This is a genomic window from Corallococcus sp. CA054B, assembly GCF_003611625.1.
Taxonomy (GTDB): Bacteria; Myxococcota; Myxococcia; order Myxococcales; family Myxococcaceae; genus Corallococcus; species Corallococcus coralloides.
This window is the reverse complement of sequence record NZ_RAVY01000197.1, coordinates 1-17,784: the sequence shown is the minus strand read 5'-3', so window position 1 is coordinate 17,784 and position 17,784 is coordinate 1. Positions and strand designations below refer to the sequence as shown.

The following is a 17,784-nucleotide window of genomic DNA, read 5'->3' as shown; positions in this document are numbered from 1 at the left end:
GTGTCCTGGGCGAGGGCGGGCGCGGAGAGAAGGACGAGCAGGGCCAGGGGCCAGCGACGCATGAAACCTCCGGAGGGAAGCGCGGCAGCGTAGCAGAGGACGCCGGGCCGGGGTCCTCCGAGCAGGCGGGCATCGGACGGTCTCTTCGGATGCCACAACGCACCGCGTGCATGTGGGGGCGGACGTTGGTATGGGGGGCGCCCGATGCCCAAGCGTACCGATATCCGGAAGGTTCTCGTGATTGGCTCGGGCCCGATTGTCATCGGGCAGGCCGTCGAGTTCGACTACTCAGGCACCCAGGCGATCAAGGCGCTTCGGGACGAGGGCGTGGAGGTGGTGCTGCTCAACAGCAACCCCGCCACGGTGATGACGGACCCAGAGTTCGCGCACCGCACCTACATTGAACCCATCACCGTGGAAGCGGCGGAGAAGATCCTCGCCGCCGAGCGGCCAGACTCCCTGCTGCCCACCATGGGCGGGCAGACGGCGCTGAACCTGGCCAAGGCGCTCGCGGAGCGCGGCATCCTGGAGAAGTACGGGGTGCGGCTCATTGGCGCGTCCCTGGAGGCCATCAACAAGGCCGAGGACCGCCAGCTCTTCAAGGCGGCCATGCAGAAGATCGGCGTGGCGCTGCCCAAGAGCGGCTACGCGACGACGCTCACGGACGCCATGGCGCTGGTGGAGGAGATCGGCTTCCCGGCCATCATCCGTCCCTCCTTCACGCTGGGTGGAACGGGCGGCGGCATCGCGTACAACCGCGAGGAGTTCGAGACCATCTGCCGCTCGGGCCTCAAGGCGAGCCCCACCTCCACCATCCTCGTGGAGGAGAGCGTGCTCGGCTGGAAGGAGTACGAGCTGGAGGTGGTCCGCGACTCCGCGGACAACGTCATCATCATCTGCTCCATCGAGAACCTGGATCCGATGGGCGTGCACACCGGTGACTCCATCACCGTGGCGCCCGCGCAGACGCTGACGGACCGCGAGTACCAGCGCATGCGGCAGGCGTCGCTGGCCATCATCCGCGAGATTGGCGTCGACACGGGCGGCTCCAACATCCAGTTCGGCATCCACCCGCGAGACGGCCGCATGGTCGTCATCGAGATGAACCCGCGCGTGTCGCGCTCCAGCGCGCTGGCGTCCAAGGCGACGGGCTACCCCATCGCGAAGGTCGCCGCGAAGCTGGCGCTGGGCTACACGCTGGACGAGCTGCGCAACGACATCACCCGCGACACGCCGGCCTCCTTCGAGCCGACGCTGGACTACGTGGTGGTGAAGGTGCCGCGCTTCAACTTCGAGAAGTTCCCCAAGGCGGACCGCACGCTGACCACGAGCATGCGCTCGGTGGGCGAGGTGATGGCCATTGGCCGCACCTTCCCCGAGGCGTACATGAAGGCGCTGCGCTCCATGGAGCTGGGGCGCGTGGGCCTGGAGTCGCCGGAGCTGCCCACGGAGAAGGAAGAGCGCGAGAAGGTGCTGCACGAGGGCCTGCGCGTGCCCCGTCCGGAGCGCCCGTGGTTCGTGGCGCAGGCCTTCCGCGAGGGCATGACGGTGGAGCAGGTGCACCAGCTCTCCGCCATCGACCCGTGGTTCCTGCGGCACATCGAGGCGCTGGTGCGCGAGGCGCAGTCGCTGGCGGACATTGGCCGCCTGGACCACCTGGCGGACGACGTCTTGCGGCAGGCCAAGGCGCACGGCTTCTCCGACAAGTACCTGGGCAACCTGATGGGCTACCCGGAGGCGGAGGTGCGGGCGCACCGGCACGCGCGCGGCATCCGTCCGGTGTTCAAGCGGGTGGACACCTGCGCCGCGGAGTTCGAGGCGTACACGCCCTACCTCTACTCCACCTACGAGGAGGAGGACGAGGCGCCCCCCACGGACCGGCAGAAGGTCCTCATCCTGGGCAGCGGTCCCATCCGCATCGGCCAGGGCATCGAGTTCGACTACGCGTGCGTGCACGCGGCCTTCGCGCTGCGCGAGGCCGGGTACGAGACGGTGATGGTCAACTGCAACCCGGAGACGGTGTCCACGGACTACGACACGTCCGACCGCCTCTACTTCGAGCCGCTGACGATTGAAGACGTGCTGGAGGTGTCCCAGCGCGAGAAGCCGGTGGGCGCCATCGTGCAGTTCGGCGGGCAGACGCCGCTGCGCCTGAGCGTGCCGCTGGAGCAGGCGGGGCTGCCGATTCTTGGTACGTCGCCGGACGCCATCGACCGGGCGGAGGACCGCGAGAAGTTCGCGAAGCTGATTGAGAAGCTGGGCCTGAAGCAGCCGGAGAACGGCGTCGCGCGCAGCCACGCGGAGGCCTTCAAGGTGGCCGAGCGCATCGGCTACCCGGTGATGGTGCGTCCGTCGTACGTGCTGGGCGGGCGGGCGATGGAGACGGTCTACGACGCGGCCAGCCTGGAGCGCTACATGCGCGAGGCGGTGAGCGCGTCGCCGGAGCACCCGGTGCTCATCGATCGCTTCCTGAAGGACGCCATCGAGGTGGACCTGGACCTGGTGGCGGACCGCACGGGGCAGGTGCTGATTGGCGGCGTGCTGGAGCACATCCAGGAGGCGGGCGTGCACTCGGGTGACGCGGCGGCGACGCTGCCTCCGCACTCGCTGTCGCCGGACCTGGTGGAGCGGATGAAGGACCAGGCCATCTCCATGGCGCGCGAGCTGGGCGTGGTGGGGCTGATGAACGTGCAGTTCGCCATCCAGGGGAAGAACATCTACATCCTGGAGGTGAACCCGCGCGCGAGCCGCACGGTGCCGTTCATCTCCAAGGCGACGGGCGTCCCAATGGCGAAGATCGCGGCGCTCTGCATGGTGGGCAAGACGCTGAAGGAGCTGGGCCGCACGGAGGAGCCGGAGTTCCGGCACGTGGCGGTGAAGGAGAGCGTCTTCCCGTTCGCGCGCTTCGCTGGCGTGGACGTGATCCTGGGCCCGGAGATGAAGTCCACGGGCGAGGTCATGGGCCTGGCGGAGGACTACGCGTCCGCGTTCGCGAAGAGCCAGCTGGCGGCGGGCGTGAAGCTGCCCAAGAGCGGCCGGGTGTTCATCTCCGTGAAGGACGAGGACAAGCCCGCGGTGGTGGACCTGGCGAAGCGCCTGCGGTCGATGGGCTTCAGCCTGACGGCGACGGCGGGCACGCACGACTACCTGCTGACGAAGGGCATCGAGTCGCAGCGGGTGCAGAAGGTGAAGGAGGGCCGGCCGAACATCGTCGACAAGATCGTCGACGGGGAGATCGTCCTGGTCATCAACACCACCTTCGGCAAGCAGGAGATCGCGGACAGCTTCTCCATCCGCCGTGAGGCGCTGATGCACTCGGTGCCGTACTACACGACGGTGCAGGCGGCGCGCATGGCGGTGGGCGCGCTGGAGTCGCTGAAGCGCTCGGAGCTCGCGGTGAAGCCGCTGCAGGGCTACCTGTACGGCGAAGGCGGCGTGCCTCCGGCGCGCCGGTAGGGACGGGCCGCGGATGGCTGGGACCGGGCCCCCTGGACGACAGGGAGGCCCGGTTCGTCACCTGGAGAGGAATGGCGTGAGTCGCTCCACCTCACGATTCGTGCCCCCAGGCCTGAGAGGATGGCTCCTCCTCGGATGCATGGTCACTGCATGCGCGGAGCGGACGGTCGTCGCTCAGGGGCGTACGGCGGGAAGGCCTGTCAATCCCAAGGAGGCCGTCCCGGATGTGGATCATGACGGGGACGGCCTGGGGGGCCGCGAGGACAACTGTCCGCTTGTCTTCAACCCGGAACAGCAGGACCGTGATGGGGACCACATCGGAGACGCGTGCGACCCGGACCTCGTTTACGCGGATGCGCGGCTCGTGGCGTCCCTGGCGCCATCCCCAGTCCTCGTGAACGACGAGGTCCGGCTGTCGGCGACAGTCACCAACACAGGCAACCTCCCCGCGACGGGCCTCTCCGTTCGAGTCATCCTGCCCGAGGCCATGACCCTGCTGCGAAGCACGGATGGAACGGGCCGGCCGTGTCACGTCTCCGGGACGCGCGTCATTTGCGCGATGCCAGCGATTGTAGGGATTGCCTCCGCGAGCATCTCGCTCGTGCTGAGGCCGACCGAGGCCGGGGAGCATTCCGTCTTCGTGGTCGCAGACCTGCCTGGAGATCCGACCCTGGAGGACTGCCTGATGACGCTGGAGGGAACCGCGGTCACCCACATGTCTGGTTTGCCGGGCTCCAAGAAGCGCGACTGAGCTGGAGGGGGCGTTCTTCAGGCTGTGTCTGGAGTGATGATGTGAGTTGCTCGACATGGCTGTTTTCACGAATTTGAAGGCAAGTCCTTTTGGGTGCGCCAGGTGAAGGCGTGTGACCTGGCGTGATATGTCCGTGCGCAAATGGTGTTCTTGCTCCCGCTTGGAGTGGAGGGTGCGACGCTCGACCGTCGCCCCTGGGTCTCCGTCTCCATCGCCGCGCTCTGTGCCGTGGCCTTCTTCATCACCTGGGTGGTTCCAACGAACCCGGGCGGGGTGGGCGAGGGCGAGGTTCGCGAGCTGCTCCAGGAGACGCTCGCCCATCCCGATCTGGAGCTGCCCCCGGGCTGCAACTCGCTCCTCAGTGAGCACGGACAGGCGCTGCTGGCCCGGCTGAAGGAGGAGATGGAGGCGCCGGCCAGGGGCGTGGACGTGAATGCGCTCCAGGCTCGGCTCGACGCGCACTGCGAGAGCGTCCTGGAGGCGAGGGATTCGGGCCTGCTCTACCGCCTGGGGCTCGTGCCCGCGCGGGGTCCGCTGCAGTGGGGCTGGCTGACGTACATGTTCCTGCACCTCGGGTGGATGCACCTGCTGGGGAACCTGCTGTTCTTCTACGTCGTGGGGTTGCTGCTCGAGGACGCGTGGGGCCGGCCGCTGTTCGCGGCCTTCTACGGGGTGGGGGGCCTGGTGGCGGGGATTGCCCACTTCGCGCTCGATACCCAATCCCAGACACTGATGGTCGGTGCCTCCGGAGCGGTGGCGGCGTGCATGGGCGCGTTCTGTCTGCGCTTCGCCACGCGCAAGGTCCGCGTGGGCTATCTCTTCTGGCTCCTGAAAATATGGCGCGGCACCTTTGGCGTTCCGGGCTGGCTGTGGGCGGGCCTCTGGTTCGGCAACCAGGTGCTCGACTTCGTCGTCCTGGGCAACAACACGGGCGTCGCGGTGATGGCGCACATTGGCGGGTTCGCCTTCGGCTTCGTCGCGGCCAGCGCGCTGCGCGTGACACGGCTGGAGGAGCGCTTCGTTGCCCCCGCCATCGCCGCGCGTGAAGGGGGCTGGGTGGCGGACCCTCGCATGCTGGAGGCGCAGACCGCGCTGGACGGCGGCGACCGTGAGAAGGCACGGGCGACCTTCCAGCGCATCCTGGCGGACCATCCGGACAACACCGAGGCGCTGCTCTCCCTGGGGCGGATGGAGCTGGAGGACGGCCGGGTGCCTTCCGGCTCCGCGCGGGTGGAGAAGGCACTGCAGCTGCTGGTCGGACATGACGTTCCCGAACCGCTCTGGCACGCGGTGGACCAGTTGGGAGAGCTGTTCCCCGTGGACCGGCTGCGCCCGGGTGTCGCCTGGCGCGTGGCGCAGGGGATGGACCAGGAGGGAGCCCCCTCCAACTCAGTGGAGATGGCCGAGTCGCTCTACGCCGCGGCGGGCAAGGGCACCGGCGCCATGGCGGTGCGCGCCCTGATTCGCGCCGCGGAGCTACGGCTGGCGCGCCGTGACGCCCCGGAGAAGGCGGTGGAATACCTGACCCGGGCGAAGCCGATGGCGACCGGGGATGCCGCCGCGTTGGCGGAGCGGATTGGCCAGCTGGAGGTGGAGGTGGCGCGGATGGACGCGCGGATGAAGGACCGGGGAATCGCCCTGGACACGGAGTCCTCCGCGCCAAGGACTCGCGCCGTCGCGGCCCTGGCGCCCGAGTCGCCCGGGGGCTCCACGTTGCCCCCGCGAATCATCCCCTGTCGCATCCTGGGGCTGTCCGACAAGGCCCTGATGGTGGAGTCCCAGGGAGGACAGCGCCGGTCGCTGTCCGTCACGGAGGTCATGGCGGTGGCCGTGGGAATGCTGCCCATCGCCGGGCCCGAAGGGGCGGCCCCCCGGCAGACGGTGCTCACCGACCTGGTGGTGTCCTGGGGGGACCTGGAGCGAGGGCCGACCGTGCTGCGCATCCCGGCCGCCGGGCTCGGGCTGCCGGAGCGTTATCCCGGCCTCGCGCCGCGGGAGGCCTACGCGCGCTTCCTGGCTGCGCTGCTGGAGCACTCCAGCGCCAACGCCCTGCCGGACGCGCCCACGCTGGCAGAGGGCCGCTATCCGCGCTTCGCCACCGAGAGCGAGCTCACGGCGCACTACTACGGACAGGTGGCCGCGGCGGCTTGAGGCGCGGGGGCCTACGGACCAGGTACCGACCGTGCTCCCAAACATTGCGGCGTAGCTGTAGGAGCATCGCCCCCTGTCTGATCCCGCGTCGACCGTGGTATCCGCGTAGTTTGCTGCCCTGCGAGGCCGGGGCCTCGTCCGCTCACGAGACGTATGAGCGCAACCGCTGGCACCAGGGGTCTTTCATGACGTCGGCTGCTCCTCCTCGCTGGCGGTCCCCCTCTGTTCTCCTCTTGATTCCCGCGACGTTGTCGGTAGGCCTGCTGACAAGCTGCGAAAGCGCCCAGGACAAGCTGCTTCGTGGGTTCATGGAAACCAAGGCGTGTAACGGCTGTCAGCTGGTCGGGGCGCGTCTGGAGGGGGCCGTGTTGCCAGGGGCGCAGCTCCGGGACGCTTCCCTGCGAGAAGCACACCTGGCCCGGGCGAATCTGCGTGGCGCGGATCTGCGCGGGGCCTCCCTGGCCGCAACCGACCTGCGGCACGCCGAACTGCAAGGCGCCCTGTTCGAGGAGGCCTACCTGACGAACACCCAACTCCAGGACGCCAATCTGGAAGGGGCGGACCTTCAGGGCGCACGCTCCCTGGAGAGTGCGGATTTCTCGGGCGCGAATTTGCGGAAGGCCCGGCTTGCCGGCAGCAGGTTCTTTGGCCCAGCAGGCACGTATCAGCGCACCGAGCGTACTCACTTCTATTCTGTCCCAAGCGGCGGGGCGAGCCTGCCTCGGGTAGACTTGCGCTCAGCGGATTTGAAAGACGCCATCCTGGCATACTGCAACCTGCAAGGCGCCCAGCTTCAGGGCGCCATCCTGCGCGATGCCTCGCTGGAGGGAGCCGACCTTCGCGGCGCGAACCTGCTGAATGCGGACCTGAAGGGCGCCCATCTGGAGAATGCCATCTGGGTGGATGGCACACGCTGTGGGCCTGGTTCCGTTGGCCGCTGCGCCCCCGAGAAGCCCTGATGGGACTTCTCAGCGTTTCGTGCTGGTGAGCTGTTCCTCAAGGGGGCGCCCCTGGCAATCCCTTACCGCTCGTCATTGGCGGACGGTTACGCCAGGGCTGCCAGATACCCGTATGGCCTCATCCTCCCAACACGCTACCCCAGCGTGGACTCTTGCATCGCGCTCTCGATGCCCCGAGGTGACGGCTTCGTGTTGTGGGCGTACTCGAGCTTGTCGTCACCGCCCGTGTAGACGACGCGCGGGTCGGACGGCAGCGTCGCATCGCCAGCGAAGCCGGCGAGTGAGTCGTGAACATAGGTGTCGAAGAACGCGATGATCTCCACGTCCTTCAATCCCTTGCCTGCGGACTCCGCCTCATAGGCCTCCAGCAGGGCGCGATAGTGCGGCCGCAGCTTGTTTCGTCCCTTCTTCTGGGCAAGCGCCTTGAGGATCCGGGCGTCCTCCAGGAGCTGCGCGTCGTAGATGCGCGAGTTCTTCACGAACGAGCCATCCGTACCAGGCAGCGTGTCCAGGATGGACTTCTTGGCAAGGTATTGGTCCTCCGCCTTGCGCGCGAGCGCCACCTCTTCCTCGTACATCTTCTGCCCTTCCTTGAACATTGACGCTCCTGAATCCTGGAGCGCCCAGGCCGTTCGCTGGTGTTTCTTGACCTCGGTCTTCAGCCTGTTCGTGGTCTGGGTGAGCGTGTTGCGCTCTTTCTTCCAGACGGGCTCGTAGGATGCGAGCACTGTCTGGTCCGCGGTAGGCTTGCCCGCGCCGCGGCTCTTCTGGTTGAGCAAGGCCTTGTGCAGGCGCCATTGGTAGTAGAGCTTCATGTGGGAAAGCAGCATGCCGCCCACGGACTTCCCACCCCAGCCCGCACTCCCCATGTAGTGGTTGAAGCGGCGGCTGAGGGTGGCGAACGCGGTCTGGCTGGAGGGGTCCTCTGCGAAATCCTTCTGCTTGAGGGGGAGGGGACTCGAGGCCTCCAGGGGCACTCCAGCCTTGATCGCCTCGGCCCGCATCGCTCTCAGGGGAATGAGGCTCAAGAACGAACCGACCGCCGTGCTGCGGGCCCCCTCACCCAGGCGATAGCCGCCGCCGACGTCCGAATGGGCGCCAGGGTAGACGATCTCACGGCAGCTCTTCGGATAGCTCCTGCCCTGAAGCACGCTGTCCAGGGGGAAGGAGTTGCGGATCTCATGCGCGGCCACCATGTGGACGCAGTCTTCCACCATGGCGGGGATGCGGAGGTCGTCCGCCCAGGCCATGTGGCCATCCGCCCAGCCTGATGCGGGGTCCGCGCCGGGCGCGCCGCCTTCAGCGAACGCGATATTGGAGAGCGTGCTGCCGTAGGCGTGGCGGCTCTTGAGGGCCTGCTCCAGATTGAGGACGCCCGTGGATAGGTCTATGGCCTGACCGTTGTTGGTGCTCATGGGCATGCCCACCGATGCCACGGTGTCGAAGAGCCCCATGAAGTACAGGCGAACCCGATGCGGGCTTCCGTTGTGCGTGAAACTCCATCCCCCCGCCTGGCTTCCGATGCATTTCCCGGCCACGAGCCGGGCGAAGGCACGCGCGAGCGCGGCCCCACGCGAAAATCCAAACAATGCGATGAGGACCTTGCGGCCCTTGCTCAGGTCGAGCACCGCCTCCAGCTTCTTCATCGCCCAGTCGAGGCGATCCGACCCTCTGTCGCCGAACCCCAGGCTCATCTTCTCGCCGCCAGGGTCGCCAATCGCCTTGAAGCGCGTTCCGATGCCAGGGAGGTAGTAGCTGTAGACGCCCGTGGCGGAGCTGGTCTCCGAGTGTGCGCGGAACAGGCGCGCGACATTGCTGTGTTCCTCGGTGCCGAGGTCCGCGTCCAGGTTGTTGCCGGTGCCGTCGAAGAAGAAGGAGACCTTGAGAGTCTGCGGCACGGCGGCTGGGGCGCTCTGCGGAAGTAGGGCCAGCTTGACGCTGGGCGCCCGCGCTGTGCCCTCCGTATCGACGTCCGCCAGAGAGGCTGCCTGGATCAACCGCTTGGGAGACTGCTGCTTGCCCTGCTCATGGATCGTCGCCATCACGGCACCTCGCTGACTGCTCGTCCTGGACCGAGTTGCCGGTGGGCTTGCGCCTGCCCGCATCCACCCGGTCGAGCTTCAACTTCAAGTCTGGGTAGCCTTCGGTGAGCTCTGCTTCGATGCGTCCATCCGGGAAGAAGTGCACTCCAATGTGACGCGGGTCGCCGGTGACAGGGGGCGCGAGCTGGACGGTCTTCTCACACCAACGCTTCCGGTCCCGTGTCCACCGGATGGCCAGCTCCACGGGGAACTTCGTGTCAGGCGAGAGCCCCAGACAGCAGGTGCCCTTGCCACCACCGCTGGTCGTCGAACTGACCGAGAGGTCACCTCCGCCCTGGCCGTTCACCTCGAAGCTGTCGATGGCGAGGTCGGTGTAGTTGTAGCCGTTGATCTCTAGAGCGACGGGCTTCGCGAGAGCAGAGGCCTGCGGTGGCACCGTTGGAGGAGGGGCCGCCGGCTTCGTCTCCGACGCCGGCTGCTTGCAGGAGGCCGCCAGCAGGAGAAGTCCCAACCACGCGCCGCCGCGGACACCTCTCGTGGAGGGCCGTTCAAGAATCCTGGAGATCGTCGCCATTGAGCGGGTTTACCCGGTTGCTCCTGGCCTTTCCACCACAAGGGCGAGTTTCGTATCGCGCCTACACCATTGAGGCGAGATTGATGTCCCTGACCCGAGGTGTCTCTAACTCGCTCAAGGAGTTGTGAGCCCCTGGGCCTTGAGTGCATCCACCATGGCCATGACACGCCGCTTCTGATCGGAACGGATCTCACGGATGACATCAACCTCGCCTCGGAATATGCGTCCTTCTTGTTTCGCCCGCCGTTGCGCGATCTTGGCGAGCCCGCCTGCTACCGGCTTCCCCTTTTTCGTCAGATAGCGCTGCGCAGTTCTAGGGTCGACCCAACTGCGGACACGGGCCTCGACAATGGCCTCCGGAGTGATGCCCTTTTCATTGAGATAGGGAAGCTGCTTGAGAAATCGATCGCCGGCGGCCTGTGATTGATTCCGGCTGTCGAAAAACGCCGCTGCTAGAAGGATGTTGTTCGGATCCAGGCCAGCGCTTTTGGCCGCCTTGAGGTATTCTGGGATCCTTGCGCGGAGCGATTTGAGCTGCTTTCGGTCTGCTTCATCTGGCGTCTTGACGACGCCGTCCTGATACGAAAATGAACCTTTGTTGACTTTGCTGTTGCCAGGGTCGGTGTGGCTGCCAAATGCTCGTGTCTTGCCGCCATGGGGTGTTCGGGTCCCCTCCGCATTTCCAATGATGATGGCGGCTGGAGAGTTTGATGATTGCTCAATCGACAAAAAGGAGTCGAGGTTGACGGACTTGTAGCCGTTGGGAGATGAGGCCGAAGTGGCTTGGATTCTCTGCGGCTTTGCCTGAGATTTGTCGGCGAGGGGCGTTCTTGCGGGAGCCTCTTTGAGGTTCGTGGGCGCAGCCGTTGTTAAATTCCCCCTGGGTATCCGCAGAAGTTGGCCAACAAGAATGCGGTCGGGGTTCAGAATGCAATTGGCTTGAACGAGCGTCTTGACCGACGTGTTGTAGCGAGTTGCTATCTCAAAAAGCGTGTCGCCGGCAACAACCCTATAGGTGGCGTCAGGCATGGCGTGCAGCTCAGGTATAGGTGGGTTTGAAATGGGTGTGGTTTTGATTGTGGCGGAAGGTGCAATGTGTCGGCGCAGCGTGCTTGGAAGGGGCTTGGTGTTTTAGCTGAAAACATGCCTTCGGGCGATGTGTCGCGCTGAAGGGTCTAGGTGCTTCTTATGCTTAGGGCATTGTTTTCCACTGTGTAAATTGTCTCCTCGGTGTCGGCGTTTTCGACATTCCCCCATGGGCTTGGCGTGACGTTGGTCCAGACGTCTGCAATCACGGCCATGGGCGCGTCTCCCTTGATGATGAGGTCGGCGACAAATCGGGCGCAGTTGGTGCCATGGTATTTGAAAGGGCCGTAGGCAGTCTCGCCTTTTGAGCGTAATTCTTCTGCAAAAGTGATCATCTTTGTGTATCTGACCCCTTTGCAGACAGAGGCAATCATCCTTCCGTAGCCGGCGAACAGTTTGTTTGCTGCAACCGAGAGGAGGATTTTGTCGATATTGCAAATGTCTCCAGCAAGATCGAGTTCGGCGTCGGGCACCGATAGTGGATGCGAGGCGCTGCAGCGCACAATCCCCTTGTCCTTGTTCTGTCCGTATCGCCCGTAGTCGTAATACTTCGTTGTTCCTGAGCTTGTCTCAACAAGGATGGAGCCCGCATGTCCTGCTTCGATAGTCCCATCTTTGGCGCCCATGATGCCTGTTTTCCCAAGCCATTTCGAGCCTGGCGTCAGACGAACTCGCTTGTCGGGCCAGGCGATAACGATGATGGTGTCTTTTGAGGGAGGCGGCATTGAATTTAAGTGTTTGATTGAGTGGCTGTGTCGCACGATGGGACATGTCCTGCCGTTGACCGGCAGGACATGCGGATTGCTCTCTGGGGCGGCATTTGTGACGTGGATGGTTTGTCAGGAATGCATGGTTGACGCCGGTGCCTTTTCGCGCCGCCCCTGGCGTGCCAGTCCCAACCCCAGCAGGAGCAACAGGGCCAACGCCGCGCCCCCGTCCCCGCTGGTTCCACAGGCGCAGCCGCCGCCCGTGCCTCCCAGGGTCCTGGCGTTGCCCTTCAGCGTGAGCGTGGCCTCCGCCGTCGTCTCGCCGCGCAGGCGCAGCTTCAGCGTGCCCTCCGCGGGGCCGCCCACCTCGCCGCGGAACGTGACGCCCACCGTCGTCTGCGCTCCCGGCGCCAGCTCCGCGTCCAGGGCGCTCGCGTCGATCACGAACGCCGGGTTGGTGTTCTCCACCACGCTCAGGCGCGCTGGCGACGCGGACTGGTTGGTGAGTGTCACCGTGCGCGGCGCGCTGGTGGCGCCAATGTCCACCCAGCCCAGATCCAACTCGAACGGCTCGATGGTCAGGAAGCTGGCCACCGAGACGCCTGACAGGGCCACCAGCGCCGCGCGTTCCTGGTCCTTCGTGCCCAGGACCAGCGTCGCCTTCGACGCGCCAATCTGCGTCGTGTCGTACTTCAGATCCAACGTCAGCGAGTCACCCTGCGGCAGGGCGCGGCCCTCCGCTCCGAGGAGGGGAGACACCACCACGAAGCTCGCGGCCTGGGGGCCTTCCACCCTGGGCGGCATCACCTGCAGTTCCTGGGTGCTGTCGTTGGTGAGCACCACCTTCGCCGTCGCCGGCTCCGCCTGGCGCACGGTGCCGAAGTCCACCGCGCGGTTGAGCGCACGGAACACCGTGGAGAGCCCTCGGCCCGACAACGACACCTGCGCGTTCGGAGACTCGAGGTCGCTCGTCACCACCAGGAGGTTGGCCTTCGACGTGACGTCCGGACGGGGGACGTACTTGACGGAGATGTCCTTCGATTCCTGGGCCGCCAGCGTGAACGGGAGCGTGGGCGCTGAATCCAGACTGAAGTGCGAGGGCTCGGAGTTCTCCGTCGCGCCGATGATCTCCAGTCCGCGCACCACCAACGGCTGGAGCGATTCATTGGTGAGCCGCACGGAACGGATCGCCGAGGCGGAGGATTCGGCCACCCGCGCGCCAAACTCCAGGGTGGGCGTGGACAGGCTGAGCTGATTCGTCCGGCCCTGGCCCTCCAGCTCCACGAGCATGGTGCTCACCTGACTGTCTTCAGAGGTGATGCGCAGGACCGCGTTGAAGCTCCGCTGGGCGTCCGGACGGAACTGGACCGACACATCCATGCTGTTTCCCGCGTTCAGCACCAGCGGCAGCGAAGGCTTCTGCAGGATGAATGACGCCGCATCCGCCGCGTCCAGCGTGATGTCCTCCACCTTGAGCGTGCTCGACTCCGTGCCTGAACCCGGGGAGCCCGCCGGCAGGACATGGGTCAACCTCAGCCCGATGCCATCCGAGGTCGTGTTCACCCGCACTCCTCCAAAATCAAGTGAACCGTCGAAGGACTGGGCGTCCTTGCGCGTCACCGCGAGCCTGGCCAGCGTGGCCGTTCCCTGAAGGGTGAGCTCCAGCGGAGCCTGGGAGGACGCCTCCACCCGCACCGTGGCCTTGGTCGTCCGGAGTCCGCCGGTCGACCCCTGCGGGGTGAAACGCAGTTTCACCGAGGCACTGCCATTCGCGGGCACCCTGGGCAGCGCTTCCTGCACGGAGAACTCCGAACTTCCCGCCGGGAGCGTCAGGGAGATGTTCGCGTCGGTGATGCCGGTGTTGGTCACCGTCACCGTCTTCTCCGCGAAGGAGCCGAAGTTCACGCGCCCGAAGTCGATGTTGGAGGGTGACAGGCTCACGCCGCCCACCCCCTCCACGGCCAGCTCCACGACGGTGGACGACGGGTCAGCGTTGCTGACGATGGTCAGGTTGCGCTTGATGCTGAGGAGCTGGGTGGGCTTCGCCGAGATGTAGACGGGGTGCTCCGCGCCGGGGGCCACCGTGAAGATGGGCCCGGGCACGTCGGGAGGCAGGGAGGAGCGGCACGGCGTGGTTTGCTGCGTATCCTCGCGCAGGCAGAACTGGTCCGGGACGGAGACGGAGTAGACCTCCAGCGGGGCCCTGCCTTCGTTCTTCACCGTCAGCTTCTTGGGCTCCCCTTCGACATTGAGCGCCTGCGGCGCGAATTCGGGGGCTCCACCGAGCACCACCAGCACGGGCGTGGTGCCTCGGCCCGAGAGCTGGATGACCTGATCCTCGCTGCCGTTCGAATTGCTCAGCACGTGCACGGCGCCAGTCACATCCAGCGCGGCGCCAGGTGTGAACGTGACATCGAGCAGGGCGGTCTCGGTTCGCTGGAGGATCACCGGGAACTGCGGGTTGTTTCGCAGCACCGCCGTAAAGGGACCAATCGCTGTCGTCACATTCTTGATTTCGAGTGGAGCGGAGCCGATGCTCGTCAGCGTGACGGTTTGCGTGCTGGAGGTCTGCCGGGGCACATCATTGAAAACAAGCTGGCTCCGGGTCATCTGCATCTGCGCCACCGCGGCAACGCCGGACAGCTTGACGATCAGGCTGGCCGTGGCAGGCGGCTTCGTGGCGAGGTTGAGGTTCGCGGAGTAGCTGCCCGAAAGCTGGGGCGCGAACGTGATCTCGACGTCGCGAGATCCTCCCACCGGAACGATGGAGTTGGGCCAGCCAAGGACGTCAATGTTGAACGACCCGAGGTCGGAGGCCACCTCCGCCAGGTCAACCTCCACATGGCCTGTGTTGATGATTTCCAGCGGAAGCGTGTTGGAAGTGCCCGGCTGCGTGGCCAGGAAGTTCACCTCACTCCTTGATGTGCTGAACCTTGCCTCCGCGCCAATCCCCTGCAATGGGAAGCTGCGCTTCGTCTCGATATTGCTCACGGTCCCCCGGTAGGTGATGTCCAGGCGGGCCTCGTACACCTGATCCTCGATGACAGGACTGAAGGTCACCCGGAAGGGCTGGGGCCGCTTCGCACCCTTCTGGAGGATGGGTTCGGAGCTGGTAACGTTCTCCACGAAGAACGCCGTACCGGGCGGCTCGATGCGGACGTCGGTGACCTGCAATGGCTCGGAGGACGAGGTGCCACCGCTGTTGCTCACGTTGAGGCTGAGATTGGCGTGGGTGAGCCTGTTCTGCTTGTAACCAAAGTCGATCTCGCTCGCTGTGAAGATGGCGTTGGGGCCATTGGAGTTGCCCCTGACGACGAGCACGGGCGGCAGCTGCCGGTCATTCGTGGTGAAGAAGCGCAGCCGCGTCTCCAGGTTGCCCGTGCTGGTCAAGGGACGGAAGCGCACCTTCACCTTGGTCTCCCCTCCCGGTTGCACGGTCTGGGGCAGGAAGTCGACGACCTGGAACAAGGCGTCGCTCTCCAGGGTGACCTTCGACAGGAACAGGGCCTGGTTGCCGGTGTTGCGCAAGGTCGCATCGGCCGTGGACTCTCCTCCGGGAGCCACGTTCGGCAAGTTCAGTGGATTGTTGACCAGGGTCAGCTCCGCGGCGAGCGCCTGACCCGTGATTGCTATTGGGGGCAGGGGCTGAGAGGCGTCCGTCTGGAGTTGGAGCGTCTTCGCGTACACGCCCGAGGTGGTCGCGGCGAAGGTCACCGTTACCGGCGCGGTACCGCCGTTCTTCTGGACGGTCTTTCCTTCCGCCGGGATGCCGGAGATCGTGAAGGGGTCCAGGGTCCCGGATGATACTGGGAACACCTTGATGTCCCAGTTGGTGCGGTTCGTGAGGATTACCTGCCGCGTCAGGTACGGGTCGCCGACAGTCCAAGCGCTGAAGTCCAGGCTGGTCGTGCTGACCTCCAGCGAGGTCTTGCGCGCGGTGCCATGGAGGGGCACGTTGGACACGCAGGACGTGGTGGGCGACGTGCCGAAAGAAAGCACGCCATCCACGGCACCGTTCTCGCTGGGGCCAGGGTTGAACGTGATGAAGAGCTCACGTCCCACCGGGCCGGGTTCCAGGGTGAATGCCGTGCTGGGGCTCACGGAATAGGCACTGCCGCCCTTGGTCACCGTGGGGGTCACCGTCAGCGTGACGTTCCCTGTGTTGGTCACCTTCACCTTCTTCTGCTCACTGGCCACGTCTCCTGCCTCCTGCTCCGCGAATTCGAACGAGAGGGGATCGATGCCCAGGCAGGCATTGCCCGGCGCCTTCGTTCCGGACAGTTTGAGTTCAGGTGGGGCAGGGTCGTTGCTGGTGAAGGTGAGCGTGGCGCTCGTGGCGCTCGTCTGCGTCGGGCGGAACGTCAGCTGGAGGCGCTGGGTGCCTCCGGGCGCGAGACTGAAGGGGCCCGAGGTGTCCACCCGGAAGGGAGAGCCCTGGGGCAGCGTCAGCGTCGTCACCGTGAGCAGGCTGTCCCCGCCGTTCCTGACCGTGACCTCCTGGGGTGCGCTGTCGGTGTCGAACGGCGTCTGCTCAAAGGCAACCTCGGTGCGGCTCAAGACAAGCTTCGGGCTGTTCGGCGTGGTTCCGGTGAGCGTCAGCGGCTGATCGGCGACGTTGCTCTTGAAGACCAGGGTGTCCGTTGAAGTCCCGGACGCACCCGGCCGGAACGTCACGTTCAGGCGTTGCGTCCCCCCAGGGGCGATGCTGAAGGGGACCGATGTATCGACCCGGAAGGGGGAGCCCAGGGGCAACGCCAGCTGGGTCACGGTGAGCAGGCTGCCGCCTTCGTTCCGGACCGTGACCTCCTGGGGGGCACTGTCGGTGTTCAAGGGCGTCTTCGGAAAGACCATCGCGGTGCTGCTCAGGACGAGCTTCGGAGGAACGACCGCCGGCGTGCTGCCAGTCAAAGAGACGCCGGGCACGTCGGTGCCGCCGATGGTGAAGCTGAGGTTGTGACTCCAGGTGTCCGCCACCGTCGGGCGGAACGTCAGCGTCAGTCGATGGGTGTCTCCCTTCCCAAGGCTGAAGGGGCCCGAAGGGGTGACGTGGAACGGTGAGTTGGTGGGCAGACTCAGCTGCGTCACCGTGAGCAGGCCGTCGCCGTCGTTCCGGACGATGACCTCCTGGGTTGCGCTCTGGGTATTCACCGGCGTGTCAGGGAAGGCCAGCGCGGTGCGGCTCAAGACGAGCTTCGCGGGGGAGAGCCCCTCTCCGGTGAGCATGGCGGAAGGTGGGGCGGGGCACAGGGCGGAGGTGTTCGTCAGGAAGAGCGAACCCGAGAGGGGGCCCAGGTCGTTGACGGTCACGGGGTTGAAGCTCACCACGAGCGCCGCCGATGCCGCGGGCGGGATGGTCACCGTGGCGCCGGACACGCTGAAGGGGGCGGTGGCGAAAGGCTGCATGACGAAATTGGTATTGCCCAGGTTCATCACCGTGACGCTGCGCGGTGTCGAAGAACCCAGTTCATGGGCGCCGAACGCCACGGACGTTTGTCCGAGGACGACCAGTGGGCCCGAGGCCTTTCCATCCAGCGTCACGACGATTGACGGGGCGACGGGATCATTCGTGTGAAGCGTCAGCGTCCCGTGGAAGGTTCCGGGCTGGAGCGGAGTAAAGCCAATCCGCAAGGTCATTGCGTCCGTGCTGCTCAGGGGCGTGGGCGGCACGGAGCAGTTGGTGTCGCAGCGGTTGACCGCCGTGTCGTATAGGCCGTTGAAGGTGAAGCCCCCGGTGGTCGTCACACGGTGGACCGTGAAGGCCGTGCTGGCGATGTTGTACAGCTTGATGGACTTCTGCCGCGGCTGGCACGAAGGCTGGTCCTCGAAGTCGATGACGGTGTCCGACACGCTGAGCGAAGGAACCGGATCGTCCGGTCGCAGCGCCGCGGCACGGACCTGGACATGCGCGTCCCTGCTGTCCGCGACAGCGGGGGGCTTCTCCGCCTCGGGACCACAGGCGGTCAGGACGCACAATGCAGCCGTCAGGATGAACAGGATGCGTTGCATGAGGCGACCTCAGTTCTCGGCGTGGAGGGCCGGGGCCTTGGCGGTGGAGGAG

At 65.8% G+C, this 17,784-nt stretch carries 9 protein-coding genes; 4 read left to right on the top strand and 5 right to left on the bottom strand.

The annotated features are described in order from the left end of the window. Positions 1 to 204: 204 nt before the first annotated feature. From carB to D7V80_RS33370, 4 genes are all read left to right on the top strand, one after another. A complete protein-coding gene (carB, locus tag D7V80_RS33385) occupies positions 205 to 3,456 on the top strand; it encodes a carbamoyl-phosphate synthase large subunit (RefSeq protein ID WP_120591959.1) in 3,252 nt (1,083 codons plus the stop codon). A gap of 226 nt (positions 3,457 to 3,682) precedes the next feature. Beyond that, positions 3,683 to 4,207 carry a thrombospondin type 3 repeat-containing protein gene (locus D7V80_RS33380; protein ID WP_233585901.1) on the top strand — a complete coding sequence of 175 codons (525 nt, stop codon included), beginning with the start codon at positions 3,683 to 3,685 and terminating at the stop codon, positions 4,205 to 4,207. Between the two features lie 141 nt (positions 4,208 to 4,348). Continuing rightward, positions 4,349 to 6,358, top strand: coding sequence for a rhomboid family intramembrane serine protease (locus D7V80_RS33375; protein WP_120591957.1), 2,010 nt, complete (start codon positions 4,349 to 4,351; stop codon positions 6,356 to 6,358). A gap of 233 nt (positions 6,359 to 6,591) precedes the next feature. Then, positions 6,592 to 7,317 carry a pentapeptide repeat-containing protein gene (locus tag D7V80_RS33370; RefSeq protein WP_158616742.1) on the top strand — a complete coding sequence of 242 codons (726 nt, stop codon included), beginning with the start codon at positions 6,592 to 6,594 and terminating at the stop codon, positions 7,315 to 7,317. Positions 7,318 to 7,451: 134 nt separating this feature from the next. Here the strand turns inward: D7V80_RS33370 and D7V80_RS33365 are convergent, their stop codons facing one another. From D7V80_RS33365 to D7V80_RS33350, 5 genes are all read right to left on the bottom strand, one after another. Next, entirely contained in the window at positions 7,452 to 9,359 is a 1,908-nt protein-coding gene (locus D7V80_RS33365) for a DUF2235 domain-containing protein (protein ID WP_120591955.1), read from the bottom strand. After that, positions 9,343 to 9,870 carry a DUF3304 domain-containing protein gene (locus tag D7V80_RS33360; RefSeq protein WP_158616741.1) on the bottom strand — a complete coding sequence of 176 codons (528 nt, stop codon included), beginning with the start codon at positions 9,868 to 9,870 and terminating at the stop codon, positions 9,343 to 9,345. Before D7V80_RS33360 ends, D7V80_RS33365 begins: the two co-directional genes overlap by 17 nt. A gap of 177 nt (positions 9,871 to 10,047) precedes the next feature. Then, the gene (locus tag D7V80_RS33355; RefSeq protein WP_120591953.1) at positions 10,048 to 10,962 is read right to left on the bottom strand and encodes a LysM domain-containing protein; all 915 of its coding nucleotides are present in this window, start codon (positions 10,960 to 10,962) and stop codon (positions 10,048 to 10,050) included. Positions 10,963 to 11,108: 146 nt separating this feature from the next. Further along, a complete protein-coding gene (locus D7V80_RS41540) occupies positions 11,109 to 11,780 on the bottom strand; it encodes a DUF6695 family protein (RefSeq protein WP_147447290.1) in 672 nt (223 codons plus the stop codon). 78 nt (positions 11,781 to 11,858) lie between these two features. Next, positions 11,859 to 17,732: a choice-of-anchor D domain-containing protein gene (locus D7V80_RS33350; RefSeq protein ID WP_120591952.1), complete on the bottom strand. Its 5,874-nt coding sequence runs from the start codon at positions 17,730 to 17,732 to the stop codon at positions 11,859 to 11,861. Between the last annotated feature and the right edge of the window lie 52 nt (positions 17,733 to 17,784).

Coding starts and splice junctions, on each gene's coding strand:
- carB (WP_120591959.1), top strand. CDS start 205: ATGCCCAAGCGTACCGATATCCGGAAGGTTCTCGTGATTGGCTCGGGC.
- D7V80_RS33375 (WP_120591957.1), top strand. CDS start 4,349: ATGGTGTTCTTGCTCCCGCTTGGAGTGGAGGGTGCGACGCTCGACCGT.
- D7V80_RS33365 (WP_120591955.1), bottom strand. CDS start 9,359: ATGGCGACGATCCATGAGCAGGGCAAGCAGCAGTCTCCCAAGCGGTTG.
- D7V80_RS33355 (WP_120591953.1), bottom strand. CDS start 10,962: ATGCCTGACGCCACCTATAGGGTTGTTGCCGGCGACACGCTTTTTGAG.
- D7V80_RS33350 (WP_120591952.1), bottom strand. CDS start 17,732: ATGCAACGCATCCTGTTCATCCTGACGGCTGCATTGTGCGTCCTGACC.